Consider the following 14,910-nt stretch of genomic DNA (forward strand, 5'->3'; position numbering starts at 1 on the left):
TCATCCTTTCAGAACGATGGGGGCGGCCAAATCGGGGTGTTTGCCGGTGACGCGATCGTAGGCCGCGCGGATGGTGGCCAGGTCGGCTTCCCGGTCACCGCAGAGCTTGAGAACCACCTCGACGCCGAACCGTTTGCGCTGATAGTCGAAGAAAGCCAGCGCCAAGGGCACGTCGGCCTGCAATGCCACCTGGTAGAAGCCGCTGCGCCAGTGGGGCTGGTACCGGCGCGTCCCTTCAGGCGCCAGCGCGAGCCAGAGGAACTGGTCGTTCGCCCGGGCCACCTGGAATCGCTCGACCATGTCGCCAACGATGCCGTTGGCGTTGAAACGATCCACCGGAATGCCACCCAGCCAACGCAGCCAGCGCCCGAACAGCGGGATGCGAAACAGGCTTTCCTTGCCCCAGAACGCGAAGTGAAGCCCCAGGGCCCATTTCGCCAACACCCCGACGACGAAGTCCCAGTTCGAGGTATGTGGGTAGCCGATGATCACCCCCTGCCGGGCCGGCAGGCCATCGAACACCAGTTGCCAGCCCGCCAGACGCAGCAGCGCCCGCGCTAGGCGGCTGCCGCGCGGTGCCGGCAGCCTGGTGGTGAGGATCTGCGGGCTGGGCGGACCAGCCTCAGCGCTTGATGGCACGGTGGCCGATGTCGGATCGATGGATCGCCCCGTCGAATTGAATCGACTTCAGCACGTCATAGGCACGGGCTTGCGCAGCGCGTGCCGAATCACCCAGCGCGGTCACGCAGAGCACTCGGCCGCCGCTGGTGACAAGTCGGCCATCCTCCTGGGCGGTCCCCGCATGGAACACCATCGCGTCATCGCTGCCGGAGGGATCGGCCGGCAGGCCGGTGATGCCGTCACCCTTGCGGGGGTTGGCGGGGTAGCCGGCCGCCGCCATCACCACGCCGAGCGCGAATCGGCGGTCCCACTGCAGCTCCACCGTGTCGAGCGTGCCATCGGTGGCATGCATCATCACGTCGACCAGATCGCTCTTGAGCCGCATCATGATCGGCTGAGTCTCCGGGTCGCCCATGCGGGTGTTGAACTCCAGCGTCTTGGGCTGTCCGTGGGCATCGATCATCAAGCCGGCATAGAGGAAGCCGGTGAACGGGATGCCGTCTCTCGCCATGCCGGCGATCGTCGGCAGGATGATTTCCTGCATGGCCCGCGCGTGGACGTTCGGGGTCACGACCGGCGCGGGGGAATACGCACCCATGCCGCCGGTGTTCGGACCGGTGTCACCATCGCCCACGCGCTTGTGATCCTGGCTGGTGGCCAGCGGCAGCACGTTCTTGCCGTCACACAGCACGATGAAGCTGGCTTCCTCACCCTGCAGGAATTCTTCAATCACGACGCGGGCGCCGCCGGCGTTGTGAACGACGCCAAGGGTGTTGTCTTCCAGCATGAAACGCACTGCTTCGTGCGCTTCCTCGAGCGTCATCGCGACCACCACGCCCTTGCCGGCGGCCAGGCCGTCTGCCTTGACGACGATGGGGGCGCCGAGCTTGTCGATGTAGGCATGCGCGGCGGCCGGATCGCTGAAGGTTTCATAGGCGGCGGTCGGGATGCCGTGCCGCTTCATGAAGTCCTTGGCGAAAGCCTTCGAGCTTTCGAGCTGCGCAGCGGCCTTGGTGGGGCCGAAGATGCGCAGGCCGCGCGAGCGGAACACGTCCACCACGCCCTGAGACAGCGGCGCCTCGGGGCCCACCACCGTCAATCCGACCTTTTCTGCGACCGCGAAATCCGCGAGCTGCTGCGGGTCGGTGATCGCCACGTTGGTCAGGCGCTTGTCCAGCGCCGTGCCACCGTTGCCGGGGGCCACGTAGACGTGTTGCACCTTCTCGCTGGCGGCCAGCTTCCAGGCCAGGGCGTGCTCGCGGCCACCGCCGCCAATCACCAGGACGTTCATGCAAGACTCCGTGCGTTCAACAGGCGAATGTCGCCAGTGCGCATCATTCTTCGATTTCAGCGTTGTGGTAGACGTCCTGCACGTCATCCAGGTCTTCGATCACGTCCAGCAGCTTTTGCATGCGGGCCGCGTCGTCGCCCGACAGGCTGATGGTGTTCTCGGCACGCATGGTCACCTCCGAGATCTCGGGCTTCAAGCCGGCGCCTTCCAGCGCGTTCTTGACCGCCTCGAAGTCGCCCGCGGCGCACAGCACCTCGATCGAACCGTCTTCGCCGGTGATGACGTCTTCGGCACCAGCCTCGAGCGCGACTTCCATCACCTTGTCTTCCGAGGTGCCGGGGGCGAACACGAACTGGCCGCAATGCTTGAACTGGAAGGCCACGGAGCCTTCGGTGCCCAGGTTGCCGCCGTATTTGCTGAACGCATGGCGGACCTCGGCCACGGTGCGCACGCGGTTGTCGGTCATGCAGTCGACGATGATGGCGGCGCCACCGATGCCGTAGCCTTCGTAGCGGATTTCCTCGTAATTCACGCCTTCGAGGTTGCCTGTCGCCTTGTCGATGTTGCGCTTGACCGTGTCCACCGGCAGGTTGACGGCCTTGGCCTTTTCAATCGCCAGCCGCAGGCGGGGGTTGGAACCTGGGTCACCGCCGCCGAGGCGGGCAGCCACCATGATTTCACGAATGACGCGGGTCCAGGCCTTGCCGCGCTTTTCGTCCTGGCGGCCCTTGCGGTGCTGGATATTGGCCCATTTGGAATGACCGGCCATGAAAACTCCTGTGCCGCCACCTTGTCGCGCCATCGCCAGAATCAGAGATGGCCCAGGCAGCGTTGTCGTCGACGGGGAACCGATCATTTTAGCGGGGCGGCGCGTTGACAGGCCGGAAGGCCCCCCGCACACTCGCGCCCCTTGCAGTCACTCAGCCGCTTTGGTGCATGGCCCTCGCCCTGACGGAACAGCAATTGGCGGCCTCGGCCCTCGGCCTTCTGGCGCAACCCGCACTCTGGACGCAGCTGCATCTTCCGGCCGCTACGACCGCCTCGGCAGCCGACTCCCCCTGGACCACCTACTGGGCCACCCGGATCGACAGCAGTCTTGATGCGGCCGAGTCACGTGGTCTGCTCGAAGCGGCCTTCGCCGCCTTCACTTCGCAGGCCGACCACCCCGGCGAGATGCTGTGCCTGGCCTCCATCATCGAGAGCTACTACGTCGACGAAGGTTCGCTGGAGCCTTTGGACGCATGGATCGCTGAACTCGAGCGGCGCCTTCCCGCCGAGGGAGGCTGGGCGTCCCCAGAGCTCGAAGCACGGGTGCTCGCCTGCGGCGTGGGCATCCTGCTGCGCGACCAGACTCACCCGTTGCTGGCCGCATGGGCCCGACGCGGATCGGCGCTCGTTCGACAGCTCAAGCCCGGCGCATCCCGCCTGAAGCTGGCCACCTTCCTCGCCCAGTACCACCTCTGGCGAGGCGAATTCAGCCGTGCGAGCCTCATTGTCGAAGCCTTGCCCGGCCTGGACATGACCGGCCTGTTGCCGGGCGAAGCCTTGGTGTGGCTGGAAACGCTGGCCACCCATGCCCGGTATGCCGCCGAACCTGAACGCGGCCAGCAGGCCATCGACGCCGCACTGCAGATCGTTCGCCAACACGGCCTGCGCCAGCACAAATACGCGCTCCATGCCCATGGGGCGTCGCTGGCGCTGGCGGCGCACGACGCCAAGGCAGCGCGCGATCACATCGAAGCGATGCGCCCAACGCTCGACCGTGGGCCACAAGCCGACCAGACCCACTACTGGCACTTCAGCGCCGGGTTGGCGTTGCTCCAGTGTGACACCGCATCATCGATCGAGCTGGCGCGCGCCGCCCTCGACAATTCGGCCGAGATCGGGGGGCCGTACCGCACGGCGACCCACGCCTTGAGCCTGGGCCAAGCGTTGCTGGCGGCGGGCCGGTACGGCGACGCGACGGCTGCCATGGATCAAGCCCTGGCCGCGGCACGGCCGATCGATGCCCAATTGCTGGTCTTCACCGCGCTGTTGATGCGGGCCGCCTGCCTGCATCGGCAAGACCGCCAGGCCGAGGCGCTGGCCGCGCTGCAAGAGGCCTGGAGCACGGCCGCCGCTCGGGGATTTCGGGCCACCGCGGTGTGGTGGCTACCGGAGGTCGTGGCCGACATGGCCGCCCTGGCGCTGGCCCATGACATCGAAACCGGCTTCGTCCGGCGCTTCGTTCGACTCCACGCGCTGCCGGCGCCGACCCATTCGCCCGACAACTGGCCGTGGTCGTTGACCCTGCGCACCTTCGGCGAATTCGAAGCCTCGCTCCACGAGACCCCGCTTGGCCGCACCGGCGGCAAGACCGCGCAACGGCCGCTCGACCTGCTGCGGGCGATCTTGGCCCACGGGGAGAGCCCGCTGCCGGTCGCCACCGTGCTGGACTGGCTGTGGCCGGACACCGACCCCGGCGCGCAACGCAAGGCCTTCGACGTGGCGCTGCTGCGTCTGCGCCGCCTGTTGGGCGACGCCCAGCTGGTGAGGCTGGAGGGAGGCAAGCTGTCGCTGGACGGGCGCTGGGTATGGAGCGATGTCGGGGCGTTGCATGGCCTGATGCAGCAGATCGGCTCGGCGCATGGGGCCTCGATGGCCCAGTTGAGGGCTTGGGGGCAACCGTTGCTGGGCCTGATGCGCGGCCCGTTCCTGATCGGCGAGGACGCGCCGTGGGTCCAGTCGGCCCGCCAACGCTACCAGCAGCGTTTCGTGATCACCGTGGCACAACTGGCTTCGCACATCGAACCGCTCGACCCGGCAGCGTCGGTCCAGCTGTACGAAAGGGCGCTGGACATCGAGCCGCTGGCCGAATCACTCAGCCGCCGTCTCATGCGCCTGCACTCGCAGCTGGGCCAGCACGCCGAGGCACTGCGGGCCTGGCGGGCCTGCTGCACCATGCTGGGCGTCGCCGCCGGCATCGGCCCGTCGGAGGACACACGTCGCCTGGCGGTCGAACTGGGGCTGCCTGCCTGGCGGCCATGAGCCCGGCAGTCCTTCAGGACCGATCGGGTCGACTCGCGCATGTGTGGCCTTAGGGGGATATCGGTGGGGCCTCGGTAGGGCATCGGTAAGACCGGGTCGGCGAAGCTGTTGGCAGGTCGAAAGACCCGATTCAATTGGCTGTCACCCCCATATCAACCTTCAGGAGGCGCCGTGCGTCATCACCCCCTTGCCCTTGCTGCCCTGGCTCTGTCTTCGCTCACCTGGACCCCTGCGGCCCACGCCACCGCCGACTGGCTGACCGCCGCCCCCACCTGTGTGCCGGATTCACCGCAGAGTCTGGACTTCGGCCTGACCAGCTTGACCGGCGGCTACGTACGCTCAGCCGGACGCAACCCCCCGGTGGCCTATTTCTGTCCGGTCTGGAACCCGGACGATCTGACCTCCGCCATACCGACCTGGAAGTCACTCAAGCTGCAAGCCCTCGATCCGAACTCGGGCGGCGGCAGCGTGGTGGCGACGCTCTATGCCAAGAGCCGCAGCAGCGGAGCCGTCAGCCCGGTCGCCACGGTCAGCAGCGGTCTGTCGAGCATCGTCACGGTGACCAGCGTGCCGCTGCCGGCCGCGCTGAACTTCAAGCGCAATGCCTACTACGTGACCATCCAGATCGATGCACCCACCCAACCGGCCGAGGCGCACATGGTGATGCTCACCAACTGACGCCCACGTGGGTTAGGGCGTGTTCACACTACGGAGCCCCGATGCGTTGCCACCAGAACCGGTCGAGCGCAAGGCGTAAAACGAAGCCGGGGTGCGACCCCGGCGAGGCTTTGCAACGCCGCGGGCGGCTGGTTCTGGTGGCAACCCTTCGGGAACGGGCCGTCCAGGGCGCATGGCGGCGTTGCCCACCTTGCCCAGGCACCAGCCTGGGCGGCGGCGGGCGCCTTGCCCTGCTTCCCTGGACAACCCGTTCGCACGGGGCTGCGTAGTGTGAACACGCCCTAGGGGGTGTGGCCTCCCACACCCGAATGGCTCCTGGCGCGAGAACGGAAGGAGATCGGTAGGACGCCCGACCGAACAGTAGGTACCGGGCCGACACACGGCAACGGTCCATCCTCAAAACCTACTGGAGTTCATCATGTCTTTCCGTTTTTCGTTCGCTTCGACGTTTGTCCTGCTCTCTGCCGCACTGGCTTGCGGCCAGGTGGCCGCACAAGCCGATCACAGCTGGACCAGCATCGGCGCCGTCGGCAGCGTCACGCCGGCTGAGCAGGGCAGCGTGGAGCAGTCCATCAACTGGGCGCGAGTGCCTTTCGGCCTCGCCTCCGGCAGCGCCACCTTGCGCTACAACGTGACCGCAGTCGATGGCTTGTTCGTACCGCCCCCCGCCCTGAGCAGCTTCGCTTTCGGCATGCGATTCATCGACAACGGCGCGTCGGGTCGCGTGCAACTGCGGCTGCGTTCATACGACCGAAGCACAGGCGCTCTGACCACGATCGAAGCGCTCGACAGCAACGACGTCGCTCCCAGCAGCAGCGCGCAGTCGACCTTCAAGTGCATCGCCCACGACTTCGACTTCTCTCAAAAAACCTACTTCGTGGAAGCCGTGCTCAGCAAAACGGCATTGGCGGGACGCGCGCAACTGGGTGCCACCTGGATCACCCCAACCACGTGCATCGTTTCACCATGACGGTGCGGAGACTGGTGTTCCGTGTCGGGGTAGGCCGAGATTGACTCCGTCGTACGGCTGAGCGCTAATATCAAGCTCCATCAGCCCGGCCCCTGTATCCGGGCTCGAGTGCCAAATATTGGAGGTTTCGTATGCGCCTACAGCCCGTTGTGCCCGCCCTGCTTCTGAGTGTTCTCGCCGTGCTGGCGGGTTGTGCGACTCCGGCTCCCCAGCCAGAGCCCGACGCGCCAGTCGCCGCTGCGGACATTCCTGATCCGTCGCGTCAGAAGTGCGCCACCTCCACAGGGAGCCGGATTCCGCAGACCTGCTCCAACCTCGTCAAATCGACGAGCAACACGGCGGCGATCCGAGAAATGCAGCGCCACAGCCCCATGGAAGGCGGAAAGTAAGCGCGACCTCGCATCAATTGCAACGATCAGGCGGCGGTGCATCTCACCGCCGCCTTTTCTTTTGCTGATGAAGCTTGATACTTCGTTCGGCAACTGTCTGTGACGTAACCCGTTACCATGTTTCGGTGCACGGCCCTCGGGCCAACAGAATGCACCGCGATACCAAACCAACTCTTGTGGAGGTTCCCATGCGTCATCGACGCGGCGCTCTGGCTTTGGCCTTGGTGGCTGGCCTGAGCGGTCTTCTTGGCGCCTGTGCGGCGCCCACATCGACCACCGAAGTCGCCAGTTCGGACATATCGGCTCCTCGGGACTGCGAGCCGCAAACGGGCACCCGCGTGCCAGCCTCGTGCACCAAGGCTCGCGCCAGCCGCAGCAACGCTGCAGCGGGCGAGGCCAGCCCCGGGAACACAGCAAAGTAAACGCGGCCAGTCGACTCCGCTAGACTGGGGTGGCCTTGCCACCCCAGTTTTTTTGGTAGTCCTTCCATGGCCGATCCCCTTCTCGTCGCCAAGCATGGCGACACCGAATGTCACCTGCTGCCCAGCCTGGCGAATCGCCATGGGCTGATCACCGGCGCCACCGGCACCGGCAAGACCATCACGCTGCAGACACTGGCCGAAGGTTTCTCGAAGATCGGCGTGCCGGTCTTCATGGCCGACGTGAAGGGTGACCTGACGGGCATCACCCAAGCCGGCCGCATCAGCGACAAGCTGGCCACGGTGCTGCAAGAGCGCGGTCTCGAACCACCCACTCCGCTCGCCTGCCCCGCCACCTTGTGGGACGTGTTTGGCGAGATGGGGCATCCCGTCCGCGCCACGATTTCAGACATGGGGCCCTTGCTGCTGGCCCGCATGCTGGCGCTGAACGAAACCCAGAGCGGCGTGCTGAACCTGGTCTTCAAGATCGCCGACGACCACGGCCTGGCCCTGCTCGACCTGAAAGACCTGCGCGCCATGCTGCAGCACGTCGGCGAGAACGCGAGCCAGTACACCACCGAGTACGGCAATGTCAGCGCCGCCAGCATTGGCGCCATCCAGCGGGGGCTGCTGCAGATCGAAGAGCAAGGGGGCGACCAGTTCTTTGGCGAGCCGATGCTCAACATCGGCGACTTCATGCAGACCGTCGAAGTGGCCCACGGGGGCGTTTCGACGCCGATGGGGGTGATCAACATCCTCGCGGCCGACAAGTTGATGAATGCGCCGCGGCTTTACGCCACGTTCTTGCTGTGGATGCTGTCCGAGCTGTTCGAGACGCTGCCCGAGGTGGGCGATGTCGAAAAGCCCAAGCTCGTCTTCTTCTTCGACGAGGCGCACCTGCTGTTCAAGGATGCCCCGGCCGCCCTGGTCGAGCGCATCGAACTCGTCGTCCGCCTCGTGCGCAGCAAGGGCGTGGGCGTCTACTTCGTGACCCAGAACCCGCTGGACGTGCCCGACACGGTGCTTGGCCAGTTGGGCAACCGCGTGCAGCATGCCTTGCGGGCATTCACCCCGCGCGACCAGAAGGCCGTGCGGACGGCCGCCGAAACGATGCGCGCCAACCCCGCGCTGGATGTCGCCGCGGCCATCGGCGAGTTGGCTGTCGGCGAAGCCTTGGTCAGCTTCCTGGACGACAAGGGGCGGCCGAGCATCACCCAGCGCGTCTTCGTGGTTCCGCCGGGCGGCCAGATCGGCCCGGTCACACCGGCGCAGCGGCAAGCCTTGCTGCAAGATTCGCTGGTGGCCGGCGTCTACGAAAAGGCCATCGACCGAGAATCGGCCTACGAGAAGCTCAAGGGACGGGCGGTGGCCAGTGCCGACACGGCGCAGTCCATGGCCGACGAAGCAGATCGCGCCACCCGCCGAGCCCCGGAAGGCGCGCCTGCTGCCGAAACCAGCGCGGCGGGCGGCGGCCTGTGGGGCGGGCTCAGCGATGTGCTGTTCGGCAGCACCGGCCCTCGCGGCGGCCGGCGTGAAGGCCTGGCCGAATCGGCTGCGCGCAGCGCGATGCGCTCGGTGGGTTCGGCCGTGGGCCGCGAGATCGTGCGCGGGGTGCTGGGCTCCATCCTGGGCGGCGGCTCACGTCGACGGCGCTGACCGTTCGCCGCCGTTCGGCGGCTCGCATACTGCCCCACTGCGCGGAGCAGGTCGTGACGCCATCCCCACGGTGGTTCACGCCAAGGTGCGCGCGGTTGGCGCCCTCTGTCCACCGGTCGTCGCAGGCGGCTGGCGCCGCGCGGTGCCGGGCGGACAATGAACGCGATGGCTGAACAACGACCCACCTCCGGCCTGCCCATGGGCACGCCATGGCCCCACCCCTGGCCGCGCCGAATGCTGCGCCACGTTGCGTACGCCTTGGTGCTCGGCAGCGCCGTGGCGTTGGTGCTGGTGCTGCTGTTTCCGAGGTCGTCATGGCGCACCTGGGTCTTTTCTTGGTGCATTGCCATGGGCTGCAGCGTATCGATCGATGTGTTGCGTCACCTGGCCTCGGCTTGGGTCTACCGCCATGACACCGAACCCAGCCTGGCCTCACAGTCGGATTGGCCCGGCTGGGGCTGGATGTCGGTTTGCCTGGTGCTGGGCACCACCGTGGGCTTCACCGGCGGGGCCGAGCTTGCCGGCTGGATGACTGGCGCGAAGGGATCTCAGCTGTTCAGCGGCGGCCAAGACATGGGCGTGGGAATGCTGTTGATCTCGCTGATTCCAGGGGTGGGCGCCACCTTCTACTTCCACTCCCGCGGGCAATTGCAAACCGCCAAGGCGCAGGCCGAGGCCGCGCAGCGCCAGGCCGCGGAGACCAAGCTGAAGCTGCTTGAATCACAGCTCGAGCCGCACATGCTGTTCAACACGCTGGCCAACCTTCGGGCGCTGATCTCGATCGACCCCGAGCGCGCCCAAGCCATGCTCGACCGGCTGATCGACTTCCTGCGCGCCACCTTGGGCGCCAGCCGTACCTCGATGCATCCTTTGTCGGCGGAGTTTTCTCGGCTCGCGGACTACCTCGCGCTGATGCAGATCCGCATGGGGGACCGCTTGCAGGTGGAACTCGACTTGCCGCCCAGCTTGGCCGCCAACCCGGTCCCTCCGCTGCTGCTGCAGCCCCTGGTGGAAAACGCCATCAAGCACGGTCTGGAGCCGCGACGTGGTCCTGGGTTGATAAGGGTCGAGGCCCGCGTGGAGGCTGCCGACCTGGTGCTGCGCGTGTCGGACACGGGTGTGGGCCTCCAGCCAGCCCGGTCCGGCCCGGACAGCGCAGCGCCCGCCGGCTCGGGTTTCGGACTTGTTCAGGTGCGGGAACGGCTGGCCACGCTCTACGGCGAACGAGCCTCATTGCAGATGGCGCCCGGATCGGGCACGGCCGGCGGCACTGTCGTCACACTGCGGTGGCCCTTGGCCTCCATCCCCTCCACCCAGGAACCTCAGACACCATGAGCGACGCCTCTGTTGACGACCCCGGCCTGGCCGCCACCGCACTCATCGCCGAGGACGAGCCCCTGCTGGCCCACGCCTTGCAGGCCGAGTTGCGGCGCGCCTGGCCAGGTCTGCAGGTGGTGGCCCACGCCCCTGACGGTGACGCCGCCGTCGAGCTGGCGCTGCAGCACCTCCCCGAGTTGCTGTTTCTGGACATCCGCATGCCCGGGCGCAGTGGCCTCGAAGCGGCCCAGGCGATCGTGGAGGATTGGCCGGCGGATCGGTTGCTGCCGCTGGTCGTGTTCATCACGGCCTACGATCAATATGCCTTGCAGGCGTTTGAAGCCACGGCCGTCGACTACCTCCTCAAGCCAGTGCAGTCGGCGCGCCTGGTTGCGTCCTGCCAGCGTCTCAGGGGGCTTGTCGCGCGGCGGCGCCCTGCGGCCGGCCAGCCCGTGTCTTCGCTCCACACCGGGTCGGGGGGCGGCACGGCCGGCCCCGATGGTGAGCACCTGCTGAGCCAATTGCGTCAGTTGCTGGGCGCGCCACCCAGTGCGGGCAGCGCACCGCAGTGGTTGAGTGTGGTGCAAGCCTCCATCGGCTCGACCGTGCACATGGTGCCGATCGAAGACGTCATCTACTTCGAAGCCGCGGACAAATACATCCGCGTCATCTCGGCCACGCGTGAATACCTGATCCGTACATCGCTGCGCGAGTTGCTGCCGCAACTGGATCCGCAGAGGTTCTGGCAGGTGCACCGCGGCACGGTCGTGCAGGCCCGCGAGATTGACCAGGCACTTCGCGACGAAGCGGGGCGCGTCCAGCTGGTGCTGCGTCAGCGGCCCGAGCGGCTGAACGTCAGCCGCATCTACGCGCCTCGATTCAAGGGCATGTGAACGAGCGTGGACCGCGGGCCCGGCGCCCCACGGTTCGCCTGCCGCCGGTATCCATTGGCGCCACGTGCCGACCTCTCACGAACGCCAGTGACCGGGCGTCGCAAAGCGCTCGTCCGGCAGCCCTGGATGCCCGACCATGCAGTCGTCTTTCAACACCCACGACTCGACTGCCATGAGCACTTGCACCTGCACCGCCACCCAGCTGTCCGATGACCCGATCGTGCGCCGTGCCCGCGACCGGGTGGCCGTCAAGCTCGGATTCCTGGTTCACCTGGTCGTCTTCACGGCGGTGAACTTCGGCATGTTCCTCATGACCGAAATGCTTGGCGTGCGGGGCTGGATCCACATGCCGCTGTGGGGGTGGGGCATCGGCCTCGTCATCCACGGCGCGGTGACCCTCATCCGCCTGCTCGGCGAAGGTACGCACGAACGGCTGCTCGGCGCCGAAATCGCACGCCTGCGCGAGCGCAGTTGATCGACGCGAAAGTACGGGCTGCCCGCGGGAAGCGCAGCCCCACGCGATCCGGGCTCAGGACGCTTTTTCGCCCAACAGAAGCGGCTTGAGGGTGGTGTCGGCCGGCTTGTCGCCCAGCCAGATCTTGAGCAAGGCGTTGTAGAAGGCCAGATCGGGGAGCGGCTCGGAGACCGACTTGCCGTTCAGGGTCATGACCGTGCCGGTGCCGGGCACCCAGTCGGTGATCAGCGTGTCACCCTTCTTCAGGCTGCCCTGGGTGGTGAAGATCTCGCCGAACTTGGCCATCTGACTGACCAGCTTGCTCTTCTCGGCCTTGTCGGTGTTCTTGTTGATGCCGCTCATGAAGGCTTCGCCGAAGTCCTCGCCGCTGACATCGCGCAGCATCACGAGCGTGAAGCGGCGCGGCCCGTCGACCGCCAACACCTCGGCCGGGGTCTTCTTCTTCTCGGGCAGGTACAGGCCCATCACATAGACCTTGAAGATGGCGCGGGTACGAACGCCGGCCCCATTGAGCTTCAGATCCTTGCCCGCCACCTTGGCGGTTTCATCCAACTTGACCCCTTCGACCTCGACCGCAGCAGCCGGCAACGCCAGCGCCATGGCGCACAGCAGTCCGCCCATCAGGCGGGGGATCGCGGAACTCAGTTTCATGCGGACTCCAGACTAGGAATGAGAAAGTGAGAACAGGGCCTGGTTCGGCCTGCCTCGTATCAGGTCACAGCGGTGGTCTGCCTGTCAAGGCAGGGAAACAGGTGATGGCGTGCCACACCGCAAACCCGGCATGACAACGCGGCGCCACGGTCTTCGGTTGTCGCGCCCGGCAGCTGGGCACCGCCGGATGCGAAGGATGTGGCGACATCCACAACCCAGAGGCAGCGTCCACGCGGCGGCGGCCCGGGTCAAGCCTCGAGCTTGAACAGGCTCACCGTCTGCTCGAGGTTTTGGGATTGGCTGCGCAGCGATTCGGCCGCCGCCGCCGCCTGCTCGACCAACGCCGCGTTTTGCTGCGTGGAGCTGTCCATCTGATCGATGGTTCGGCTGACCTGCTCGATGCCTTCGCTTTGCTCCTGGCTTGCCGTGCTGATCTCGCTCATGATGTCGTTGACTCGCCGCACGCTGGCCACGACCTCGTCCATCGTCGTACCGGCCTGCGCCACCAGCTTGCTGCCAAGGGCCACCTTTTCGACCGAATCGGTGATCAGGGTCCGGATTTCCTTGGCGGCGCCGGCCGAGCGCTGTGCCAGCGATCGCACCTCGCCGGCCACCACCGCGAAGCCGCGGCCCTGCTCGCCGGCACGGGCTGCTTCCACGGCCGCGTTCAGCGCGAGGATGTTGGTCTGGAAGGCGATGCCGTCGATCACGCCGATGATGTCGCCGATCTTCTTCGACGACGCGTCGATCGAGCCCATGGTCTGCACCACCTGCGACACCACATCGCCGCCCTGGCGGGCGACCTCCGAAGCGGATCGCACCAGCGCATCCGCCTGGCGGGCGTTGTCGGCGTTTTGACGCACGTTGTTGGTCAGGTCCTTGATCGAGTGCGCCGTCTGTTGCAAGGAGGCGGCCTGCTGCTCGGTGCGCGTCGACAAGTCCATGTTGCCGCTGGCGATTTCGGCCGAGGCGGCTGCAATCGATTCCGTCCCTTGGCGCACGTTTCCGACGATGCGCTGCAGGCAATCGTTCATGTCCACCAAGGCGGCCATCAGCTGGCCGGTTTCATCGTGCGTTCGCACCTCCAGGCGCGTGGTCAGGTCGCCCGCAGCCACCCGCTGGGCGATCTTCACCGCATTCGTCAGCGGCACGGTGATGCTGTGGGTGGACAAGTAAGCCACCCCGAGGCTCAGGGCCGCCGCACCGAGCGCCATGCCCAGAATCAGCAGGCCCGTCCGCTTGGCCTGTGCCGCCGAGGCTGTCCGAGCCTCTTCCATCTGGCTGTGCTGATAGCTGATGAATTTGTCCAGTGCGGCGAAGTACTTCAGCTGGGCCGGACGAACCGCGAAGATGAACTTCACCATCGCATCGTCCTTGTTGTCTTCGGCAATCAGCTGCGAAAAGGCGGTGGTGACTGGCTTGAACTTGTCGCGCATCGCCGACAACTCTTTCAGGTGCTCCTGGCCCGCCTCGTCCGTGACCAGCGTCTTGAGGGCATCGAAGGTCGCATCGTTGGCCTTCATCACCTTGTCGATGTTCTCGAGCTCCTTCTTGATCTGACTCGGCTCGGTCATGATCAGGATGTTGCCCATGTTGCGCGACACCTCGCTCAGCTCGGACTTGATCTGCCCGGCGACGACCGTCTTCTGGTAGCGATCGCCCACCAGCAGGGCGATCTCGTCGCTCATGGCGCCGATGCGCATGTAGGCCATGGCTGCCATGGCGCCGAAAACGGCGATGACGATGCCGAAGCCCATGGCCAAGCGTTGGCCGATCTTGAGTCGCGTGATGTCGAACATTCTCATTTCCGTGCGTGCAATGGGCCCATGGGCCAGCCAGGGCTCCGCCGGCGATCGGGCGGGCCTGCGCTCTCACGGTCATTTTCGGCAGCCGGGCCGGAATCTTGAGCTCAGAAATGAGGGCCAATCGCGGGCCTTCTGCACGCTGCCACGCAGCATTCATGCACCAGCCGAGCGCTGATGGCAAAACGGCCGGTGCCCGAAGGCACCGGCCGTTGCGTGATGCGAAATCAGTGAGGCCGCCGCTGAGGCGGCGCCGGTATCAGCGAACTGGCGCCGCAGCCATCGGGCCGTACACACCGCGGCCTGGGCGCACCGGATGCCAGTTCTGCACCGGCGGGTGGCCCGGGCGGTAGATCACGGGCGGGCGGTAATACACCGGCCGCGGCGCGTAGACCACAGGCGCCACGTACACCGGCCGAGGGGCCACGTAGACGGGCGGCGGCGGCGCATACACGACCGGCGGCGGCACGTAGACCGGCGGCGGGGCGTACACCACGGGGGCCGGAGCGTAGTAGCGGGCGTGTCCGTTGCCAATGACGGTGCCCACCTGGACGCCCGGGGCGATGGGCGCATTGATGCCCACCGACCAGCTGACACCAGCGTGCGCTGGCGTACTGAGAGCGGCCACGGCCAGCGTGGCGGCGAAGGGGGCAAGGCGAAGCAAACGGGTCAACATTCGGGGCTCCTCTCGGATGGCGGCCGGCATTCGCGACCTGTGAGC

The 14,910-nt window shown here is 66.5% G+C and carries 13 protein-coding genes; 7 read left to right on the forward strand and 6 right to left on the reverse strand.

The window, feature by feature from the left end; all coding sequences use genetic code 11:
- From AACH06_RS17670 to AACH06_RS17680, 3 genes are read right to left on the reverse strand one after another with little or no spacing between them, the layout of a single operon-like run.
- Complete coding sequence (locus tag AACH06_RS17670) at nucleotides 1-639, reverse strand: 1-acyl-sn-glycerol-3-phosphate acyltransferase (RefSeq protein ID WP_341427068.1); 639 nt, start codon at nucleotides 637-639, stop codon at nucleotides 1-3.
- Complete coding sequence (purD, locus tag AACH06_RS17675) at nucleotides 623-1,912, reverse strand: phosphoribosylamine--glycine ligase (RefSeq protein ID WP_341427069.1); 1,290 nt, start codon at nucleotides 1,910-1,912, stop codon at nucleotides 623-625. Before purD ends, AACH06_RS17670 begins: the two co-directional genes overlap by 17 nt.
- 43 nt (nucleotides 1,913-1,955) lie before the next feature.
- On the reverse strand, nucleotides 1,956-2,681 hold the full coding sequence (locus AACH06_RS17680) for a YebC/PmpR family DNA-binding transcriptional regulator (RefSeq protein WP_341427070.1): 726 nt from the start codon (nucleotides 2,679-2,681) through the stop codon (nucleotides 1,956-1,958).
- Nucleotides 2,682-2,848: 167 nt separating this feature from the next.
- Here AACH06_RS17680 and AACH06_RS17685 point away from each other — a divergent pair, with 167 nt between their 5' ends.
- The 7 genes from AACH06_RS17685 (at nucleotide 2,849) to AACH06_RS17715 (ending at nucleotide 11,736) form a co-directional block, all read left to right on the forward strand.
- The gene (locus AACH06_RS17685) at nucleotides 2,849-4,939 is read left to right on the forward strand and encodes an AfsR/SARP family transcriptional regulator (RefSeq protein ID WP_341427071.1); all 2,091 of its coding nucleotides are present in this window, start codon (nucleotides 2,849-2,851) and stop codon (nucleotides 4,937-4,939) included.
- A 171-nt stretch (nucleotides 4,940-5,110) separates the two neighbouring features.
- A complete protein-coding gene (locus tag AACH06_RS17690) occupies nucleotides 5,111-5,617 on the forward strand; it encodes a hypothetical protein (RefSeq protein WP_341427072.1) in 507 nt (168 codons plus the stop codon).
- Nucleotides 5,618-6,035: 418 nt separating this feature from the next.
- On the forward strand, nucleotides 6,036-6,587 hold the full coding sequence (locus AACH06_RS17695) for a hypothetical protein (protein ID WP_341427073.1): 552 nt from the start codon (nucleotides 6,036-6,038) through the stop codon (nucleotides 6,585-6,587).
- 877 nt (nucleotides 6,588-7,464) lie between these two features.
- Nucleotides 7,465-9,051 carry a helicase HerA-like C-terminal domain-containing protein gene (locus AACH06_RS17700; RefSeq protein ID WP_341427074.1) on the forward strand — a complete coding sequence of 529 codons (1,587 nt, stop codon included), beginning with the start codon at nucleotides 7,465-7,467 and terminating at the stop codon, nucleotides 9,049-9,051.
- Nucleotides 9,052-9,216: 165 nt separating this feature from the next.
- Nucleotides 9,217-10,386, forward strand: coding sequence for a sensor histidine kinase (locus AACH06_RS17705; RefSeq protein ID WP_341427075.1), 1,170 nt, complete (start codon nucleotides 9,217-9,219; stop codon nucleotides 10,384-10,386).
- Nucleotides 10,383-11,261, forward strand: coding sequence for a LytR/AlgR family response regulator transcription factor (locus tag AACH06_RS17710; RefSeq protein WP_341427076.1), 879 nt, complete (start codon nucleotides 10,383-10,385; stop codon nucleotides 11,259-11,261). The genes AACH06_RS17705 and AACH06_RS17710 overlap by 4 nt, the downstream gene beginning before the upstream one ends.
- 172 nt (nucleotides 11,262-11,433) lie before the next feature.
- Complete coding sequence (locus tag AACH06_RS17715; RefSeq protein ID WP_341427077.1) at nucleotides 11,434-11,736, forward strand: 2TM domain-containing protein; 303 nt, start codon at nucleotides 11,434-11,436, stop codon at nucleotides 11,734-11,736.
- Between the two features lie 54 nt (nucleotides 11,737-11,790).
- Here the strand turns inward: AACH06_RS17715 and AACH06_RS17720 are convergent, their stop codons facing one another.
- The 3 genes from AACH06_RS17720 to AACH06_RS17730 form a co-directional block, all read right to left on the reverse strand.
- The gene (locus AACH06_RS17720) at nucleotides 11,791-12,387 is read right to left on the reverse strand and encodes a chalcone isomerase family protein (protein WP_341427078.1); all 597 of its coding nucleotides are present in this window, start codon (nucleotides 12,385-12,387) and stop codon (nucleotides 11,791-11,793) included.
- 248 nt (nucleotides 12,388-12,635) lie between these two features.
- On the reverse strand, nucleotides 12,636-14,186 hold the full coding sequence (locus tag AACH06_RS17725; RefSeq protein WP_341427079.1) for a methyl-accepting chemotaxis protein: 1,551 nt from the start codon (nucleotides 14,184-14,186) through the stop codon (nucleotides 12,636-12,638).
- 262 nt (nucleotides 14,187-14,448) lie between these two features.
- On the reverse strand, nucleotides 14,449-14,865 hold the full coding sequence (locus AACH06_RS17730) for a hypothetical protein (RefSeq protein WP_341427080.1): 417 nt from the start codon (nucleotides 14,863-14,865) through the stop codon (nucleotides 14,449-14,451).
- Between the last annotated feature and the right edge of the window lie 45 nt (nucleotides 14,866-14,910).

The organism is Ideonella lacteola (assembly GCF_038066555.1).
Lineage (GTDB): Bacteria > Pseudomonadota > Gammaproteobacteria > Burkholderiales > Burkholderiaceae_C > Ideonella > Ideonella lacteola.